Origin of the sequence: Bradyrhizobium retamae, from assembly GCF_001440415.1 — a bacterium.
GTDB classification, from domain to species: domain Bacteria; phylum Pseudomonadota; class Alphaproteobacteria; order Rhizobiales; family Xanthobacteraceae; genus Bradyrhizobium; species Bradyrhizobium retamae.
Genome location: NZ_LLYA01000013.1, coordinates 141,382 through 158,947, shown reverse-complemented (window position 1 = coordinate 158,947; position 17,566 = coordinate 141,382). Strand labels below are relative to the sequence as shown.

17 protein-coding genes are annotated in these 17,566 nt (G+C 61.2%); 11 read left to right on the top strand and 6 right to left on the bottom strand.

The genetic code is table 11. The features are described from left to right. Window positions 1–133: 133 nt before the first annotated feature. On the bottom strand, window positions 134–367 hold the full coding sequence (locus tag CQ13_RS04590) for a hypothetical protein (RefSeq protein WP_057841819.1): 234 nt from the start codon (window positions 365–367) through the stop codon (window positions 134–136). Window positions 368–585: 218 nt separating this feature from the next. Here CQ13_RS04590 and CQ13_RS04585 point away from each other — a divergent pair, with 218 nt between their 5' ends. Further along, on the top strand, window positions 586–957 hold the full coding sequence (locus tag CQ13_RS04585; protein WP_156433499.1) for a hypothetical protein: 372 nt from the start codon (window positions 586–588) through the stop codon (window positions 955–957). 15 nt (window positions 958–972) lie between these two features. Here the strand turns inward: CQ13_RS04585 and CQ13_RS04580 are convergent, their stop codons facing one another. Continuing rightward, window positions 973–2,079, bottom strand: coding sequence for a mandelate racemase/muconate lactonizing enzyme family protein (locus tag CQ13_RS04580; RefSeq protein WP_057841817.1), 1,107 nt, complete (start codon window positions 2,077–2,079; stop codon window positions 973–975). 155 nt (window positions 2,080–2,234) lie between these two features. Between CQ13_RS04580 and CQ13_RS04575 the strand changes: the two genes are divergently transcribed. The 9 genes from CQ13_RS04575 to CQ13_RS04535 all read left to right on the top strand — a co-directional run bounded on the left by CQ13_RS04575 (window position 2,235) and on the right by CQ13_RS04535 (window position 11,663). After that, window positions 2,235–3,068, top strand: a complete 834-nt coding sequence (locus CQ13_RS04575) for an AraC family transcriptional regulator (RefSeq protein WP_057841816.1) — start codon at window positions 2,235–2,237, stop codon at window positions 3,066–3,068. A 147-nt stretch (window positions 3,069–3,215) separates the two neighbouring features. Continuing rightward, window positions 3,216–4,142, top strand: a complete 927-nt coding sequence (locus CQ13_RS04570) for an SMP-30/gluconolactonase/LRE family protein (RefSeq protein ID WP_057841815.1) — start codon at window positions 3,216–3,218, stop codon at window positions 4,140–4,142. A 141-nt stretch (window positions 4,143–4,283) separates the two neighbouring features. Further along, window positions 4,284–4,877: a GNAT family N-acetyltransferase gene (locus CQ13_RS04565; RefSeq protein ID WP_057841814.1), complete on the top strand. Its 594-nt coding sequence runs from the start codon at window positions 4,284–4,286 to the stop codon at window positions 4,875–4,877. A gap of 23 nt (window positions 4,878–4,900) precedes the next feature. Continuing rightward, entirely contained in the window at window positions 4,901–6,544 is a 1,644-nt protein-coding gene (locus CQ13_RS04560; protein ID WP_057841813.1) for a GMC family oxidoreductase, read from the top strand. Window positions 6,545–6,560: 16 nt separating this feature from the next. Further along, window positions 6,561–6,971: a hypothetical protein gene (locus tag CQ13_RS04555; RefSeq protein ID WP_057841812.1), complete on the top strand. Its 411-nt coding sequence runs from the start codon at window positions 6,561–6,563 to the stop codon at window positions 6,969–6,971. A 626-nt stretch (window positions 6,972–7,597) separates the two neighbouring features. After that, window positions 7,598–8,098 (top strand): cupin domain-containing protein, encoded by a 501-nt coding sequence (locus CQ13_RS04550; RefSeq protein WP_156433492.1) that lies wholly within the window; start codon window positions 7,598–7,600, stop codon window positions 8,096–8,098. Between the two features lie 116 nt (window positions 8,099–8,214). Continuing rightward, window positions 8,215–8,931, top strand: a complete 717-nt coding sequence (locus tag CQ13_RS04545; protein WP_057841810.1) for a glycerophosphodiester phosphodiesterase — start codon at window positions 8,215–8,217, stop codon at window positions 8,929–8,931. Window positions 8,932–10,713: 1,782 nt separating this feature from the next. Further along, a complete protein-coding gene (locus tag CQ13_RS04540; protein WP_057841809.1) occupies window positions 10,714–10,902 on the top strand; it encodes a hypothetical protein in 189 nt (62 codons plus the stop codon). Between the two features lie 53 nt (window positions 10,903–10,955). After that, the gene (locus CQ13_RS04535) at window positions 10,956–11,663 is read left to right on the top strand and encodes a hypothetical protein (RefSeq protein WP_057841808.1); all 708 of its coding nucleotides are present in this window, start codon (window positions 10,956–10,958) and stop codon (window positions 11,661–11,663) included. Between the two features lie 98 nt (window positions 11,664–11,761). Here CQ13_RS04535 and CQ13_RS04530 read toward each other — a convergent pair whose 3' ends face one another. The 3 genes from CQ13_RS04530 to CQ13_RS04520 are packed head-to-tail and all read right to left on the bottom strand — an operon-like array spanning window position 11,762 to window position 14,557. Further along, window positions 11,762–12,742, bottom strand: a complete 981-nt coding sequence (locus CQ13_RS04530; RefSeq protein ID WP_057841807.1) for a PDR/VanB family oxidoreductase — start codon at window positions 12,740–12,742, stop codon at window positions 11,762–11,764. Window positions 12,743–12,750: 8 nt separating this feature from the next. Further along, a complete protein-coding gene (locus CQ13_RS04525) occupies window positions 12,751–13,503 on the bottom strand; it encodes a GntR family transcriptional regulator (RefSeq protein WP_057841806.1) in 753 nt (250 codons plus the stop codon). 4 nt (window positions 13,504–13,507) lie between these two features. Continuing rightward, complete coding sequence (locus CQ13_RS04520; RefSeq protein WP_057841805.1) at window positions 13,508–14,557, bottom strand: aromatic ring-hydroxylating dioxygenase subunit alpha; 1,050 nt, start codon at window positions 14,555–14,557, stop codon at window positions 13,508–13,510. A gap of 384 nt (window positions 14,558–14,941) precedes the next feature. Here CQ13_RS04520 and CQ13_RS04515 point away from each other — a divergent pair, with 384 nt between their 5' ends. Next, window positions 14,942–15,958 (top strand): methyltransferase, encoded by a 1,017-nt coding sequence (locus CQ13_RS04515; protein ID WP_057841804.1) that lies wholly within the window; start codon window positions 14,942–14,944, stop codon window positions 15,956–15,958. Window positions 15,959–16,001: 43 nt separating this feature from the next. On the opposite strand, the gene CQ13_RS04510 is transcribed toward CQ13_RS04515, so the two are convergent. Further along, window positions 16,002–17,504, bottom strand: a complete 1,503-nt coding sequence (locus CQ13_RS04510) for a flavin-containing monooxygenase (protein WP_057841803.1) — start codon at window positions 17,502–17,504, stop codon at window positions 16,002–16,004. Window positions 17,505–17,566: the final 62 nt, after the last annotated feature.

Here is a 17,566-nt window from a genome sequence, read left to right as displayed (position 1 = left end):
GGCGCGCGACATCTAGCCGTGAACAGGAGCGTACGGCGCTAAATCGGTGATTCGGGCGCGGTTCGTTCCGTAGCTGTTCCAAACCTTAAAGTTCCGCGCGCATCCGTCCCATTCTGACGCAATCTACGACGGGTCAGGGTCTTTCCGCGGCGCTTTCAGATCTCGGCCGCGGCAGTCGCCAACCGACCACGGTGGCCTCGACCATGCCGCCGGTCCTGTCATTTCGCCATTGACCGTCGATCCATCGGCAGGCGAACGGCAGTTGATAGGTTCCGCTGTGATCCTCGCAAAGAACTTCCACCGGCAGGTTCGGCGGCGGCTCCCCGTTGCCATCGAACTGCGCCAGTCGTTTTTCACGCGTTGCCATCAATCAATCTCCACTGCCGCACCCGGCAAACACACCGGTTTGAGGTGCGGCGAAATCCATCCACTGTTAACGGGATGAAGCACAACGCCTGAATGAGGTATCAGTATGGTATCTCTGGGGACGGGGCCCTGCTTCGCGCAAATTGCCGTGATAGACGTTCCCTTACGTGAGATGCTTGTGGAATGAGGATTTTGATGATTGCTCCGACGCCCAGGATCATGATCGTCGCCATCACGCTGCTGATGGCTTTGTTGCCGGCGAGCGTCCACGCGCAGGACGTTCCCGGCATCGAGATCTGCACCGTCGAAAAAACCATGGAACGGCGCACCTCTTGCCTGCAGAGCAATGTCGACTTCCTGCAGAAGACGATCACAAAACTCACCACCGACCATCAGCAGAAAATTGATGCCGCCAACCGGCAGATTGAGGCGTTGAAAAACGCGGTCATTGGCTTGCAGAAGCTGGTCGGCGAGTTGCAGGCGGCGCAGAACAAGGCGGCAGAGGATGCGAAGAAGACCGCCGCGCCCACGGCGAAGGATTCAGCGCCTGCTGCGAAGGATGCGGCGACGCCGAAAGACGGCACCAAGTAGGGGCTGCCCCGCGGGTTACGCCACACGGTATTGCTCCATGATGGCCTTATCCGGTTCGTAACCAAGTCCGGGCCCCTGCGGCACCTCCACATTGCCATTGGCATCGACGTCGATGCGACCGCGCCACAAGCAGGCGGCACGTTTCATGGAGAACACCTCGACGAAGGTTGCGTCGTCGCGCAGCGACATCAAGTGCAGCGTCGCGAGGAAGCCCGGGCCGAAATACGGTGAATGCGGTGCAAGCCTGACGCCGAATTCGTCGGCGAGGTCGACGACCCTGAGATATTCGGTGATGCCGCCGACCTTGATGACGGAGGGTTGCGCATGGCTCACCGCGCCCGCCTTCAGCATCTGCCTGAATTGGTGAACCGTGCAGGCATTCTCTCCGGCCGCAACGTTGAGCCCGCCCTTGCTTCGCACTTCGGCCAGCGTTGCAAAATCTTCCGGCGGCCAGACCGGCTCCTCGAGGAACATCGGCGTTGCGTCGCGGCAGGAATGCGCGAAGGCGATCGCGGCCTCGCCATTCAGCGGACAGTTCAAGTCGACCATCAGCGGAATGCCGGCGCCGATCTCCTGCCGCGCGGCATATACCGCAGGCGTTGTGGTTTCGTGCAGCTTGATCGCCTTGTAGCCCTGCCGCAGCGCGGTCTCGCATTCGCTTGCGATCAGCTCTGGCTTTCCGATCCGCAGCAGGCTCGCATAGGCAGGAATCCGGGTCCGCCTGGCTTCGCCGATCAGGCGGTGCAATGGCGCGCCCTTGACCTTCGCTGCGAGGTCCCACAGCGCGATATCCAACGCTGAGATCGCAAACATGGTGATGCCATAGCGGCCGAACAGATGCAGGTTGCGCTGGATCTGTTCCATGAAGGCGGGAATACCGGCCGCATCTGGAACTTTCTGTCCCAGCGCCTGCGGCGCAATCATTTCCTCGATGGCGGCGTAGCTGGTTCGCGGGCAGACATAGGCAAAGGCATCGCCCCAACCCGTGATGCCGGCGTCGGTCGAAACTTCCACCATGACGATTTCCAGCGCCGAGATGGCGGACGCTCCTTGCTTGAAACTCGCGACACCGGCGTCATAGGGAATACGGATATGGTGCGCCCGGACATTGGTGATCAGCATGGTAACCTCCAATAAGTAGTGCCGCGTCAGCCGGCGGCCTTGATCCCTGTGCCCAGCAGATAGTTCCATAGGCTGCGACGACGGAGCAAGGACTGTCAAATCAGGCGCGGCGCAATCGCCGATAATACGAACGCTTCGTATGAAAGCTATGAGCCATGAATCCAGCCCAGAAAGCGCTCTGGTACATCGAAAGCCATCTCGCCGACCCGCTGACGCTCGATGAGATCGCGGGCGTTGCGGGCGTCTCGCGCTTCCATCTGGTGCGGGCGTTTGCCACCGCGACCGGCCTTTCGGTGATGCGTTATGTGCGCGCCCGCAGGCTAACCAAGGCCGCGCACGCGCTCTCCGCCGGTGCGCCCGATATCCTTAGCCTCGCGCTGGATTCGGACTACAGCTCTCACGAAGCTTTCACCCGCGCGTTCCGCGACCATTTCGGCGTAACGCCCGAAGCGGTCCGCGCCGCAACGTGCCTCGATCATCTCAAGCTTCAGGAGCCAATCGTCATGGATTCAACCCTGCTCGATCATCTCAAGCCCCCGCGTTTCGAAACCTCTAAGCCGTTGCTGATCGCCGGCATCAGCGAACGCTGCACGCATGAGAACGGCGGCGCCGGCATTCCGAACCAGTGGCAGAAGTTTCACCAAACTGTCGATGACATCCCGAAGCGGGTCGGCAAGGTGGCCTACGGCGTCTGCTGCAATGGCGACGATGCCGGCTTCGACTACATCGCCGGCGTCGAGGTCGCCGACTTCTCCGACCTGCCGCGCGAGTTCGCCCGCGTGAGGATTCCGGAGCAGAAGTATGCGGTGTTTACCCACTCGGAGCACATCTCGACGATCCGCCGCACCGTCAACACGATCTGGAATCACTGGCTGCCGGCATCCGGCATGAAGGCGGCAGATGCGCCGAGCTTCGAGCGCTACGACGAGAATTTCGATCCCGCCACCGGCAATGGCGGGTTGGAGATCTGGATTCCGGTCAAGGAGTAGCGTCTCCGCAATGCTGCCCTGCGCCGCTTCATTGCCGGTGGTTGCTTGGCAAGCCAAACCGACTTTGCCATAACAGCCACAACGAATTGTTGCGCGTGCGGGGCCGAGCCAAATCCGCCTGCAGCCAAAAGTAAGTCGGGAGGATTCATGGCCGATATCCGCGTTCTCGCCACCGATCTGGAATTTCCGGAAGGCCCGGTTGTCATGCCGGACGGATCGGTGGTGCTGGTCGAAATCCGCGGCAAGCGGCTGACGCGGGTTTATCCTGACGGGCGCAAGGAGGTCGTCGCGCAAATTCCCGGTGGCCCCAATGGCGCAGCGCTCGGCCCCGACGGCAAGATGTACATCTGCAACAATGGCGGCTTTAGCTGGATTCCGACCGGCAAGATGATCATGCCGGGGCCGCAGCCGGACGATTATCAGGGCGGCTCGATCCAGCGCGTGGATCTGCAGAGCGGCAAGGTCGAGACCGTCGTCGATAAATGCGGCGAGCACGCCCTGCGGGGGCCCAACGACCTGGTGTTCGACAAGCACGGCGGCCTCTGGTTCTCCGATCTCGGCAAACGTCGCGCCCGTGAGATGGATGTCGGCGGGTTCTATTATGTCAGGCCGGGCATGAAGGAGGTCGTCGAGGCCGTGCACGGCGTGCTGCCCGCCAACGGCATCGGCCTGTCGCCGGACGAGAAGACCGTCTATATCGCGGAGACGCCGACCGCGCGGCTGTGGGCCTATGAGATCTCCGAGCCCGGCACGATCAAGCCGCGCGACGTCATCTATCGCGGCGAGCGCGGCAAGCCGATTGCGGGGCTGGGCGGCTACCAGATGTTCGACTCGATGGCGGTAGAGGCAAACGGTAATGTCTGCGTGGCGACGCTGGTGTCGGGCTGCATCTCGGTGATCGCACCTGACGGCTCCCTGGTCGAGCAGGTGCCGACCGGCGACCGCGTCACCACCAATATCGCATTTGGCGGGCCGGAGTTGAAGACGGCGTACATCACGCTGTCTGGCAAGGGCGAGCTGATTGCGATGGATTGGGCGCGGCCGGGACTGGCACTGAATTTTTTGAACAAGTGAACCATCCCCGTCATTGCGAGCGCAGCGAAGCAATCCATGCCGCCACAAGGGGATAGATGGATTGCTTCGTCGCTTCGCTCCCTTGCGCAAACGCTTCGCGTTTGTCGCAGGCAATGACGGCGTGACAACGGAGTTTTTAAAATGGCCTTTCTTGAACCGGTTACCCTTCACGGCGAGCACGCGCGGCTGGAGCCGTTGTCGCACGATCACATCGACGGCCTGGTGGAAGCGGTGAGGGACGGCGAGCTGTGGAAGCTCTGGTACACCGCCATTCCGACCGCCGAAAACATGAAAAAAGAAATCGATCGCCGGCTCGGCCTGTTCGCGGCGGGATCGATGCTGCCGTTCACGGTCTATGACGCAGAGGGCAAGATCGCCGGCATGACGACCTATATGAATGTCGATGCCGCCAACCGCCGCGTCGAGATCGGCTCGACCTGGTACGCCAAACGCGTGCAGCGCAGCGCGCTCAATACGCAGTGCAAATTGCTGCTGCTGACGCACGCGTTCGAGAAATTGAATTGCATTGCAGTGGAGTTCCGCACCCATTTCTTCAATCACCAGAGCCGGCGCGGCATCGAGCGCCTGGGCGCCAAGCTGGACGGCATCCTGCGCAGCCATCAGATCGCGCCAAACGGCACGTTGCGCGACACCGTGGTTTACAGCATCATTGCCAGCGAATGGCCGACGGTGAAGGCGCATCTCACCTATCAACTCAACGATAAGCCGCGGTAACAAGCCGCGCCAGAAAAGAGACGATGGAAACGTTCGATTATGTGATTATCGGCGCGGGCTCCGCAGGCAGCGTGCTCGCCAACCGGCTCAGCGAAGATTCTTCCAGCCGCGTCTGCGTGCTCGAAGCGGGTGGCAAGGACTGGCATCCCTACATTCATCTGCCCGCCGGCTTCATCAAGACGTTCCACATGAAGAGCGTCAATTGGGCCTATCAGCAGGAACCGGGGCCATGGACCGGCGGCCGCAGCATCTACGCCCCGCGCGGCAAGACGCTGGGCGGCTCGTCGTCCATCAACGGCCATATCTACAACCGCGGCCAGCGCCAGGATTTCGACACCTGGGCGCAGCTCGGCAATCACGGCTGGGGCTATCCGGACGTGCTGCCCTATTTCAAGCGGCTGGAGTGCCGCGTCGGCGAATGCGACGAGACCTATCGCGGCCGCGATGGCAGTCTCACCGTCACCACCATGGATTGGCAGGATCCACTGTGCGAGGCCTTCATGGAGGGCGCTGTCAGCCTCGGGATCCCCAAAAATCCCGATTACAACGGCGCGATCCAAGAGGGCGTCTCCTATTGCCAGCGCACCATCCAGAACGGTCTGCGCATGAGCGCCGCGAAGGCGTTTTTGCACCCGGCGCGAAAACGGCCGAATGTCGATGTGCGAACGCATGCGCATGTCACCAACCTGATTTTCGAGGGCAAGCGCGCGGTCGGCGTGCGTTATCTCCGGGGCGGCAAGGGCGGCACGCCCGTCGAGGTGCGCGCTAACAAGGAAGTCATTCTTTCGGGCGGCGCCTATAACTCGCCGCAGGTGCTGCAATTGTCCGGCGTCGGCTCGCCCGAACTGCTGCAATCGCACGGCATCGACGTCCGTCACGCGCTACCGGGCGTCGGCGAAGGCCTGCAGGATCATTACGCGCCGCGTTCGGTCGCGCGCGTCAAGAACATCAAGACCATCAATGAACTGCGGCGCGGCCTGAGCCTGTGGGTCGAGACGCTGAAATGGGCGACGACGCGGCGCGGGTTGCTGTCGCTGTCGCCGACCATGGTCTATTGCTTCTGGCACTCCGGCGAGACCACCGAAAGCTCCGACCTGCAGCTCACCTTCACGCCGGCAAGCTACAAGGAAGGCGTGCAGGGCCAGCTCGAGGACGAGCCCGGCATGACGGTCGCCTCTTGGCAGCAGCGCCCGGAGAGCCGCGGCTATGTCCGCATCCGCTCCGCCGATCCGTTCGCGCCGCCGATCATCCAGACCAATTACCTGGTGGAAGAGATCGATCGCCGCGTCGTCGTCGCCGGCATGAAACTGGCGCGCCGGCTGCTCGCGTCCAAGCCGCTCGCGCCATACTACGCCTATGAGGATTTCCCCGGACCCAAGGTGCAGAGCGACGACGAATTCCTGGCGGCCGCCACCGAGCGTGGCACCACCACTTTCCATCCCGGCTGCACCTGCCGCATGGGCCCGGCGGATGCCAAATGGGCCGTGGTCGACGACCAGTTGCGCGTGCATGGACTGCAGGGCTTGCGCGTCGTCGACGCCTCGATCATGCCGCGCATGATCTCCGCCAATCTCAACGCATCGACCTTGATGATCGCCGACAAGGCCTCCGACATGATCCGCGGCAAGACCGCGCTGGAAGCCGTCAGATTCCCGGTGTCGGCCTAGCATTGGCGCGAGGAGCATGGCGTTCGCGATCAAGGCCAAGGTTTCCGATCTGCGACCGAAGACGTTCGCATTGACAGCGCAAAAGACCATGTATGGCGGCAAGCATATCGCCGAAGGCGACACGGTTTTCGTGTTCGCGAGCGAGAACGAGGGCGGGCACGGCCTTATCGCGCGCGGCGTTGTGGTTTCGGCCGAAGCGATCGCCAGGAAGCGCGGCATCACCAGGCAAACACCACGTGTGAGCGTTACCATCCGACGCACCGCGCTCGCGAAGCGGCCGCTTGGGCGGAGCGAGCTAAAGCGTTTCACCGAGTGGAATGACGGCCAGCCCGGGACCGAGCTCAATTTCAAGTTCTATCGTCAGGCAACGAACAAGATCGCCGGCATCTCGGAAGAAGCGGCGGCGTTCCTCGATGAATTCTTCTAGCGGCGTGGACTTCTGACGGAGAAGCGGAAATCTTGCGATCAGTTAGAGTATTGCCGCTCGTGGCCCAACCCGGTCATCGAGGGCAGCAAATGTCAGAGATGGCGGCACGGAGGCTCGGCTGGTTTGTCGCCCTCCCGGGCGCAACCTGCCGGACTGCCATAGTTCGTTCGCGCTACGTCCAGTAAAAAGTAAGAGTTGGAAGGCGCACGGATGCGTTTCGGCTCTTTCTAACCAGCGATGGCTTGAGGTTCAAACGAGCGGCTAATCGGGGAGGGATGGGCCCGGGAGACAAGACGAGATCGGTGACGAGCCGACGCTCGCGCCAAGGCATTTAGGGCTAGCGCCAGACCAAAGTTTCAACGCCGCGATCGCCCTTCGCAATAAGTTCCGGCGGCTCCAAGCGATGCTCATGGGCCGTCGCTTTCGCCGCGGCAAATTGCGCGTAGAACGCGCGCTTGGGGAGGATACAGTGAATTATTGAATGTGACCCAGGGCGGGTCACAAGGACATGACGATTGGCATGAGCCGTTCCGCGACGCGCGCGAGCAGCGGCTCGACCAGATGCTGACGCAGCCGTTCCGAGAAGACGACCGCAGCTACCCACTTCGGGCTTGAAAGCCTGGCGCATGATCCTGTCCGCTCTCACGGGGCGCATTCGCAACAAGGAGGACATCGCCATGACGCCCACGCGTTTCGTTTCAACTGCCAGCGTGCTGGCGGCAATCTGGCTCGTGACCGGAGCCGCGACAGTGCGCGCCCAGGACAGTGCGCTGCCGGCCGGCTTCAAGACCCAGCCGCTGCTGAAGACAGGTCAAACCCGAGACAAGCAGCCGATTGTTTATCCGAAGACAGACAAGCCAGAAATGATATCCGTTATTGGGACCATCGAGCCCGGTGGCCGTACGCCACTGCATGAGCACCCGGTACCGACCTACGTCTATGTCCTCGAGGGCGAGGTGGAGTTGCAGAGTCACGGCGGACAACCGTATCAATATAAAACCGGCGAAGCCTACATCGAGGCCCTCAATCACCAACACCAGCTTTTCAATAAGGGGAATGTTCCGGCTAAGGTCCTGGTGGTCTTCGTCGGCGAGGAGGGTAAACCCACAACCATCGCGGCGAAATAGCCGCCGGTCCCCAGCGCCAGTCGGCACGCCCGCTATCTAAAAACGCCCGCGCCGCCGCGCTGATCAGGGGTCAACGTCGTGGCCGCGGATTGACATTTCTCTCTACGGGAGATTGCGTGGCGCGCGCACAGCTTGGCTTTACGGACCTCGTCATGAAGCTCATTGCGCATCGTGGATGGTCCGCGGGTCGGGGCGAAAACTCGCCCGCCGCGTTCGTACGTGCCGCGCGTGACGGCAGAATATCCGGTGTCGAATTCGACGTCTGCCGTGCAGCGGATTCCGACACATTGGTGGTGTCACACGACCCGCCGCGTCATGTCGAGAATGCGCTTACCCTCGATGCGGCACTGTCGCTTCTTTCGCCGACTGACCTTGAACTGTTCGTGGAGGTGAAGGAGACGGGACTTGTCTCTGGAGTCATCGAGAGGCTGATTGCTAGCGACGTGGCCCGTCGCTCGGTCGTATTTGCCTTTGCCGCCGTCGCAAAATCCTTTCCGTGGGAGGGTGCGCGACCGGTGCGCCTGGGCATCATCGTCATGTACCCGTGGAACCTGAATCGTGCGGTGCGCAAGTATGCGCCGGATGTCCTACTGCTCGGCTGGGACGCGCGCACTTGGACACGAGTCGCTTTTCGCGCCTGGTGGTCCGTTTTCTCCCTTGAGCAGCTTGCGCGACGCCACCACGTGCCGGTTGTGGTAGGAGTCGTGCAACGCATGGACGACCTTCATTGGCTCTCACGGCAGCGCCTCTACGGGGCGGTTGCCGACGTCGACCGTACTATCGGCCGCAGCGCAGGCCTGATTAGGCAGCGCAAACCCGTTCGTGGCCCGTGAAGTATGACAGGTCGGCCTAATCTGGCGTGGCGGACCGGCTGTTTCGGTGATGTCGCCTTTTTGCCCCTTCGAGACATGCCGACCGGCCCCGAACACATCTACTAGTCGGGGAAGAGCGGAAGTGATTGGCCTTCGATTCGAATGTCGCTAATGACCTCAACGGACTTTCGCTCGCATCTGCTGAGTTCAGGAAAGGTTCTGGAGTTGCCAATCTCTCCCATGCGCGGCCGGGTGCTGGCTTGATTTGATCCCTATTGGCCTAGTTTCAAATTTCGGGTGGCCTAGTATGGATGATTGCCAGAATGGAGTAACCTAAGCTTGGGGGCGACGGTTAACTTACGGCGGAGCCACTTGTCATGACGCCTCTCAATAGAAACATACTGATCGCTGCCGTGGTGATCATTCTTGCTGGAGTGCTCATTTATACTTACGGCGGATTCGATACGACTACGACAACGCCCTCGCCGCCTGCAACGCCGCCTGCGCCAACACAGAAGTAGCCGTCGAAGCGACGAATCAAAGAGCGAAGCGTACGATTTGCTAGTCGAAAGAGGCCCGCTTCAGTTGGCGGCCTCTTTTCGAATGTCACCTGTTGGGCCCATAGCGGACCCCATCTCCGGCATGACGATCACGATGGGCAACGTCTGTTGTCGCGGGCAGAGCGGAAGTGCCGGAGATGGCTGTGAGTTCAGCTAATTACCCCCAGTGGACATGCCGATCCGTCCGATTGGTGTGTGCTTCCCGGGGTAGACCGGACGTGGCGAAGTAAACCGCCGCTTCCGCTCTGACAATAGCCTGAAATTTTCGAACCCAGCCGGCTCCGCTGGCGTTCGAAAATTACTGGCTCGCAACAAATCCCGCACCTCGTGGCATAAAGTATTTGACGCGCCGAATTTCTCTGCGTTTAGATCGTGACATTCGTCGCGGGTGAAATTGCCTGCACTCTTGAGGACCGCAATGCGTAACGCGCGCACACACATCGCAGAGACTGCCGCCCACGTCCGGCCGCTTATTCGGCTCGCCGATTGGTCGTGCATGTCCGTGATGACGCGAGGTCCTAACTTTCAGCTCGAAGCGGGGCTGATCCGCAAAGCAAGAGTGTAACTCTCGGCGCAGGGCCGCTCCCTCCGCCGAACCGGCAGGAGGGCAAGATGAACGCCCGCAACGACGTCAAGAAACCATCCGATCAGAGCTTGGACGCGAGGCCTGTGCTGGCAGCGGCTCGACGGCGATTTGCCGTGCGGGTTAATTTTCTCGTGGCTCGCTGGCTCGAGCGCTGCGCCACAAACGCCGAGGCCGCACAACGGTTGTTAAGGACCGATCGGAAGCCCACGCGTGAGTTCGGGATGGGCGTGAGCCCTGTCGTTTCATCTCCACGTTGGGATGAGTCCCCATGACGGGGGCAGGCAGCGCGTGCGGATAGCTTCAAGGTATGGAGAGAGGCTGCCCGCATGGCAGCCTCCGTTACTCTATTGCCGATCACCTACGGACTTCCGAGTTTTGATCCTTCGCCGAACAACGTGGGCCCGTCGTCGATATCGCCTTGGCATCGCCATCAAATGGATTGGCGCGACAATGGCGTTCGGCTATCGCACCATCGACCCAATAGGGGTCGAGGTTCCCGCATGTCTCATATCTGCCGCACTGCAGACCTATCGTTCGAACGTATCTGATCTGCCGCACTGTAGACGTATTCCGACACTCATGTTCACGGCGTGTCTGAGTGGAACGAGCAGTAGTTCACTGCCTTGTTCCTTCTAACCTAGAGGAAAAAGTACCGTGATGAAAATTGTGATTATTGCGGGTGCGACGCTTGCCGTGGTGACTGCCGCTGGCGCTGCCGACGTTCCGCGTCCACAGCCCGTCTATCAGCAGGCCCAAATCGGCAAGATGCCGATTGGCAAGACCCCAATCGGGAAGACCCCAGTCGGCAAGACGCCTGTCGCGCCGCGGCCCTATACGCGGTATTGACTTAAGGTCTCGCTGAATCCTGACCTTTGTCGTCGACAGTTGAAGGGCGAAGCGTGGTAAATAGGCCGAAGCGGTTGGGACTATGCTTGCTTGCGGGATTCACACTCGCTGTCTTGCTCCAGTGCAAAATCCAATCAGCTTCAGCACGCGAGATTGACACTCGCGCCCGCTCGGACCGTTTCGTTTCCCAGAAACGGGAGGTCCACAAGCGCGCCGCCGCCGCGAACGCGCTTGTTTCCAGTGATGCGCCCATTGAATCGAAACCGGCGCCACAGTCGACTCGAAAGCCGGGATCGGGAGCAGCAAAGGGCCCGTACTACGTTGATTTCAGAGCCAGGACAGCGGCGAGCTGGGGACACGCTTTCGTCTGGTTCGGGAAGACAAGCGAGCGAGCAGTTGAAGTCGCGGGCCTTACCCCTGCGGGAGACACTGCAGCTTATGTACTTGGTCATTTGCTGTGGGTGCCGTCCGAGACCACGGCAAGCTATGGCGATCTTGATCCGCAGTACTTGACCGCCAGTTACCGGGTTTACCTGAATGAGCCGGACGCAAAAAGAGTTTTCGCATACATCAAGAAATTACAGGCGAGTTCACCGGTCTGGAACGCTGAAACCACCAATTGCACTGCGTTTATCGGTAGCATCGCGGAGTTCATGGGACTAAAAGTTCCTCACCGCTGGCAGCGCCCTGAGGACTACGTCAACAATCTCAAGGCGATGAATAGCGGGCGCAAGATGATCTACCTGTCGTCAAAACAATAGCTCGCATTCGTCCTTGCCCCTAAGGATGACCTTCGCGTCATCAACCGAAGATCCGTGTCCGTTACGTGAGGCTCGGAGTCCGGCGCCCGATCCAGGCGCTAGACAGCCTCCGCCCGGTACAGCGTGTCGATTGTCACCACGCCGATCGCCCGCGACACGCACGTACAGATCTTGCGGTTGTCCTGCTTCTGCTGATCGCTGAAGAACACGTCGCGGTGGTCGATCTCGCCCTCGACCGCGACGACGTCGACCGCGCAGACGCCGCATTCGCCGCGCTGGCAGTCCGATATCACCTCGAAGCCGGCGCCGTTCAGCGCATCCAGCATCGAGCTGTTCTGCGGCACGACCAGTTCGGTGTCCATATCCTTCAGCCGCACCCGGAATTCCGCCGTCGGCATCAAGCCGCTGGAGCCGAAGGTCTCGTAGCGGAGATCGGCAGGCGCTCTACCTGCCTCGTTCCAGGCGCGCCGCGCCGCTTCCAGCATCCGCATCGGCCCGCACATCACGGCGATGGCGTCATCCGGTAACGCGCGGAAGGTGGCGTTCAGATCGAGCCGCGCGCCTTCGTCGGAGGCGTGCACGACCAATCGATTGCCGAGCAGCGCGGAGAGTTCGTCGACGAAGGCTGCATCACCGCGCGATTTCACCGCGTAGTGCAACGTGGCGTCGATATTTCTGCGGTACAGCGCGGCGGCGATACCGGTAATCGGCGTGATGCCGATGCCGCCCGCGATCAGGCAATAATTTCGCCGCGTCCAATCGACGTCCAGCAGCGAGCTTGGGTTGCAGATTTCGATCCGCGCGCCAGCTCGCAAATTCCACATGCCGCGCGAGCCGCCGCGGCTATCCGGCGCCAGCCGCACCGCGATTCGATAAGTGCCGGCGTCGTCGTTCTCCACCAGCGAATAGGAGCGCCGCGCCGGCTGTCCATCGATCAGCACGGAGACGCCGATATGGCTGCCTGCCGGGTGGGGCGCTACTCGACCGCTTTCAGGACGCAGGCGGAATTCGCGGATCGTCGGCGTCACGTCGCGGATAGATTCGACAGTGCACCAGCTCCATTGCTCGGCAAAACGCATGGGCTACTCTATTCGACTGGCGATTTCAAAAGGGCGAGTGCGGGCAGCAAATCGAGATGCGTGCGGTTTCGGATCGCGAGCCGCAAGTTGCGCGCGGCGAGGCGGGAATGTTCTCGCATCACGGCTTCGGCCCGCGCGCCCTCGCGGTTCTCGATCGCATCGACCACAACGCGGTGATGATCCTGCCCGATCAGCAGGATCTGGTGCGCTTCCGGCAGCGCCGACTGCGCCATTACGAACGCGCTTGGCGAAGCAAACGGCAGCGCCGAGACGCGGTCGATCTCCCGGATCAGCGGCGCGCTGGCGGACAGTTCATTGAGCAGCGCGTGGAAGCGCGCGTTCATTGTCACATAGGCAGAAAAGGCTTCGACCGAGATCTGATCCTGCCGGACCAGTTGATCGAGATCGGCAAGGCACTCCTTGAGCGGCTCAAGGCTACGCGCGCTGACGCCGCGCTCGGCCGCAAAGCGCGCGGCGAGGCCCTCAAGCGTGCCGCGCAGCTCGATCGAATCCAGAATGTCGCGCTCGGTGAACGCTTTCACCATGAAGCCGCCGGACGGGATCGCCTGCAACAGCCCTTCGTCCTCCAGCCGCACCAGCGCCAGCCGCACCGGCGTCCGCGACACGCCGGTGATATCGACCGCCTGCAATTCGCTGATGCGTTCGCCCGGGCGCAGCCGCCCGGACAGGATCATGTCGCGCAGCGCGAGTTGCGCCCGCACGGTCTGCGACACGGAACGTTCGGCGTCGCGCTCGCTCATTTCCTCACTCCGCAGCTTGCATGGTCTGCGGTGCGCTCTCGCGCGCCACCATCCGGTCGATCACGCGCCGCGCCCACATCGCTCCCGCATCGATGTTGAGATTGTAGAACGTGCGATCCGGATTCTCGTCCATCGCACGCTGCTGCGCTTCGAGGATGATTTCATCCTCGTGGAAGATGTTCGACACGCCTTCGCGAATTTCGGTGGTCAGTTTCTGTTCGGTCGTCCGGTAATTGCGGACGAAGGCCCAGAAATAATGACAGGTAGTGTCGGTCTCCGGCGTCATGGTGTTGAGCACAAAGCCGTTGACGCCCTGCGAGCGGTCGCCTTCCGGCGCGCCGGTGCCGGCGGGCGCCACGCCGACGTCGATGTTGACGGTGCCGGGCGCCTGGAAATGGATGATCTGCCAGCGGTCGACCGGGCCCGGCTTCTGCAACTGCGCGGCCCAGAACGGCGGCGCGTCGATGCCCTTCATCCAGCGCGTCACGGTGACCGTCTTGTCGCCATGGGTGACGTCGAACGGGGCTTCGGCCACGTGATCATTGCCGATGCTGGAGCCATGCACGAAGGTTTCGTGGGTCAGGTCCATCAGATTATCGACCACGAGGCGGTAGTCGCATTTGACGTGAATGGTTTTGCCGTCGCCCGCCCAGGCCGGGTCGTCGTTCCAGTGCATGTCGGGCACCAGCGCGGGATCGGCCAGCGCCGGATCGCCCATCCACAGCCAGATGAAACGATGGCGCTCGACCACCGGATAGGAACGCACGCAGGCGGACGGGTTGATGGTCTCCTGCGAGGGCATGTAGGTGCAGCGGCCCTGCGCATTGAATTTCAGCCCGTGATAGCCGCAGACGACAATGTCGCGGTCGAGCCGACCCTTCGATAGCGGCACCAGGCGGTGCCAGCAGGCGTCCTCGAGCGCGCAGACCCGCCCGTTGGACTGGCGGTACATCACGACATGCTTCCCGCAGATCGTGCGCGGAAACAGCGCGTGCTTGACGTCGACGTCCCAGGCGGCGGCGTACCAGGCATTGAGGGGAAATGAAGACGGCATGGTTTGCGCTCCCTACTGAGTGCAGCATGTATACAGAGAACGCGAATAAATGGCAAATGGTGCAAAATAACGGTGTGAAAATACCATGAAAGTATACATATGGTTTGTGAACTATCTCATTTGGCCACTCCCGGTTTGCGGTCACCTTGATCGCAGGCGGAGCGGGGGCTTCTGCGCGCGGCAGGCCTGCACGCGTCATCAGGGAAATGACCGCTGCGCTCGCCTGGGCGACGGTCGACGAAAGCTGCAGCGTCGATCCAAGCCCGTGACCAATGGGACGCAACCGCGACGATGTTCTCGCAGTCGTGGTTCAACCTGGACCGCTGATCGTTCGGCTTTCGGAAGATCCGGCTGCCGCAAAACAATGCGGAGATAGGAGGCACGATGTCATCGCAAGTATCGGCCCTCAGGCTTTTCGACTTGATCCAGTCGCAACGTGTTACGGCGGTGATCTATGTCGCGGCCAGACTGGGGCTCGCCGAGTTGTTGAGCTACGGACCGCAGACGGTCGGCAAGCTCGCCAAGGCAACCGGCGCGGATGAGCGGTCGCTCGGACGCCTGCTTACCGCGCTTTCCACCATCGGCATCTGTTCGCGAACCGGCGAAGATCGCTATGCGTTGACGGACATGGGTGCCTGCCTCGATAGCTCGGCAACGCATTCGGTCAAGGGCTGGGCAATCCTTGAGACCGAACTGATTTCAAAATACTGGAGCGGAATGCTTGAATCGATCATGACCGGCAAGACCGCGGCGCAACTGCAAGGCGTCGATGACAGCTTCGAGCTGATGGGCCGGACGCCGGAGATTGTGGACAAGTTCAACGTGGCGATGGTGGAGCTTACCCGTCTTGTCACACCGAATGTCCTTCAGTCCTATGACTTCAGCCGGATACGCCACCTGATGGACGTCGGCGGCGGATCCGGTGAATTGCTCGGCGTCATCGCGCAGCAAAACAGCAAACTGCGCGGAACTGTTTTCGACCTTCCGAGATGTGCCGAGGCCGCGAGCAAGCATCTCAGGCAGATCGGTGTCGATGACCGCGTGGAATTTGTGGCCGGCGATTTCTTCAAGGCCGTGCCGGCGATCGCTGATGCGATCATCCTCAAGAGCATCATTCACGACTGGGATGATGCGCGCAGTATCGCGATCCTGCAAAACTGTCGCAAGGCGCTCCCGGACGCAGGCAAGCTGCTTCTGGTCGAACGGCTGATGCCGGAGCGGCCATCCATGGCGGACGAGGACAAGGAGCAGGCGCTGAGTGATCTGAACATGCTTCGCGGGCCGGGAGGGCTCGAGCGCACCGAGCGACAGTACCGCGAGTTGTTCGGCCAGAGCAGCTTCGATCTGGTCACGAGCTACCCTGCCGGCCGCTTCAACGTGATTGAGGCGCGTCCAATCTGAAGGCGCCGGATGAGGGGATGCAGCCTTCACCCGGCGGCCGGCTTCAGCCGTAAACGAATGCCTTGTCCTTGAGGTCGATCGCCGGAAACTCGTCCTTTTCCGCCCAGTAGTCCTGGTTGTGCTGCCATTCCGGCTTATCGCCGCGCTTGGGCAGCAGGTGCATGCCGCGCATCATGTAGCCAGGATTGAAATTTTCCGGATCGATCCACGGCAACAGCGGCATGTTGTGGTCTTCGGGACGAAGCTGCGGCGTTACCTTTTTCGCGCCGGTCTCCTTCATGTGCGTGAGCAGCCGGCAGACGAAGTCGGCAACGAGATCGACGCGCAGCGTCCAGCTCGCGCGGAAATAGCCGAACACCCAGACGAGGTTGGGTACGCCGGTGAACATCATGCCGCGATAGGTCACGGTGTCGGCGAAGTCGAGCGGCTTGCCATCGATGGCAAACTCGATGTCGCCGGTGGCGCAGAGGTTGAAGCCGGTCGCGGTAACGATGATGTCGGCTTCCAGTTCCTTGCCGGATTTCAGCAGGATTCCCTTCTCTGTGAAGCGGTCGATCTCGTCGGTAACGACGGAAGCCTTGCCGGACTTGATGCCCTGGAACAGGTCACCGTCGGGAATGAAGGCGATGCGCTGCCGCCACGGCCGGTATTTTGGCGTGAAGTGGGTCGCGATGTCGTAGTCCTTGCCGAGATAGGCTTCGACCGCCGACAACAGATCCTTCTTGGCGGCTTCCGGTTCCGCAAACGTCTTTCGGGTGAAGGCGTCCTGGTCGAACAGGATTTTCCGTCGTGTGATTTCGTGAATCCAGGTTTCGTCGACCTGTAGTTTCCGCAGCTCCTCGGCGATCTCAATCGCATTGCGCCCGGTGCGAAAATATGTAGGCGAACGCTGCAGCATGGTGACGTGAGCGCAGTCGGGAGCCAGCGCCGGTATCAGCGTCGCTGCGGTAGCACCCGAGCCGATCACGACGACGCGCTTGTTCTTGTAATCGAGGTCTTCAGGCCATTTCTGCGGGTGGACGATCGGGCCCTTGAACTTGGCCATCTCCTTCCACTCCGGCGTATAGCCCTCGGTGTGACGGTAATAGCCCTGACACATCCAGAAGAAATTGGTGGTGAAGCGCAGCCTCTCGCCGGTGTCGGTGCGCGTGGCCTCGATGGTCCAGAGGTTTTCCTCGCTCGACCATTTCGCTGAAGTGATGGTGTGCCGGTAGCGGATGTGCCGGGCGAGATCGTTTTCCTCGATCACCTCGCCCATGTATTCGAGGATTTCCTTGGCACTGGCGATCGGTGCTGACGTCCACGGCTTGAACCGATAACCGAAGGTGTGGAGATCGCTGTCGGAGCGGATGCCGGGATAGCGATGGGTGGTCCAGGTGCCGCCGAATGTCTCCTGTGCCTCCAGCGCCACGAACGTCGTTCCCGGGCATTGCGTGGTGAGGTGATAGGCCGCGCCGACGCCGGAGATGCCGGCACCGGCGATCAGGACGTCGAAATGCTCGGTCGTGCGGGGCGACGTTGCGTCGATCTGGCTTTGAACGTTCATCTTCCCTGTTCTTTTTTTGGTTTGTCGTGTCTTACGAAAAGCAAAACGCCAGAACCTCAGGT

What these genes read in the sequence shown, in the direction of transcription:
- CQ13_RS04590 (WP_057841819.1), bottom strand. Translation starts at nt 367, where the DNA reads ATGGCAACGCGTGAAAAACGACTGGCGCAGTTCGATGGCAACGGGGAG.
- CQ13_RS04585 (WP_156433499.1), top strand. Translation starts at nt 586, where the DNA reads ATGATCGTCGCCATCACGCTGCTGATGGCTTTGTTGCCGGCGAGCGTC.
- CQ13_RS04580 (WP_057841817.1), bottom strand. Translation starts at nt 2,079, where the DNA reads ATGCTGATCACCAATGTCCGGGCGCACCATATCCGTATTCCCTATGAC.
- CQ13_RS04575 (WP_057841816.1), top strand. Translation starts at nt 2,235, where the DNA reads ATGAATCCAGCCCAGAAAGCGCTCTGGTACATCGAAAGCCATCTCGCC.
- CQ13_RS04570 (WP_057841815.1), top strand. Translation starts at nt 3,216, where the DNA reads ATGGCCGATATCCGCGTTCTCGCCACCGATCTGGAATTTCCGGAAGGC.
- CQ13_RS04565 (WP_057841814.1), top strand. Translation starts at nt 4,284, where the DNA reads ATGGCCTTTCTTGAACCGGTTACCCTTCACGGCGAGCACGCGCGGCTG.
- CQ13_RS04560 (WP_057841813.1), top strand. Translation starts at nt 4,901, where the DNA reads ATGGAAACGTTCGATTATGTGATTATCGGCGCGGGCTCCGCAGGCAGC.
- CQ13_RS04555 (WP_057841812.1), top strand. Translation starts at nt 6,561, where the DNA reads ATGGCGTTCGCGATCAAGGCCAAGGTTTCCGATCTGCGACCGAAGACG.
- CQ13_RS04550 (WP_156433492.1), top strand. Translation starts at nt 7,598, where the DNA reads ATGATCCTGTCCGCTCTCACGGGGCGCATTCGCAACAAGGAGGACATC.
- CQ13_RS04540 (WP_057841809.1), top strand. Translation starts at nt 10,714, where the DNA reads ATGAAAATTGTGATTATTGCGGGTGCGACGCTTGCCGTGGTGACTGCC.
- CQ13_RS04530 (WP_057841807.1), bottom strand. Translation starts at nt 12,742, where the DNA reads ATGCGTTTTGCCGAGCAATGGAGCTGGTGCACTGTCGAATCTATCCGC.
- CQ13_RS04525 (WP_057841806.1), bottom strand. Translation starts at nt 13,503, where the DNA reads ATGAGCGAGCGCGACGCCGAACGTTCCGTGTCGCAGACCGTGCGGGCG.
- CQ13_RS04520 (WP_057841805.1), bottom strand. Translation starts at nt 14,557, where the DNA reads ATGCCGTCTTCATTTCCCCTCAATGCCTGGTACGCCGCCGCCTGGGAC.
- CQ13_RS04515 (WP_057841804.1), top strand. Translation starts at nt 14,942, where the DNA reads ATGTCATCGCAAGTATCGGCCCTCAGGCTTTTCGACTTGATCCAGTCG.
- CQ13_RS04510 (WP_057841803.1), bottom strand. Translation starts at nt 17,504, where the DNA reads ATGAACGTTCAAAGCCAGATCGACGCAACGTCGCCCCGCACGACCGAG.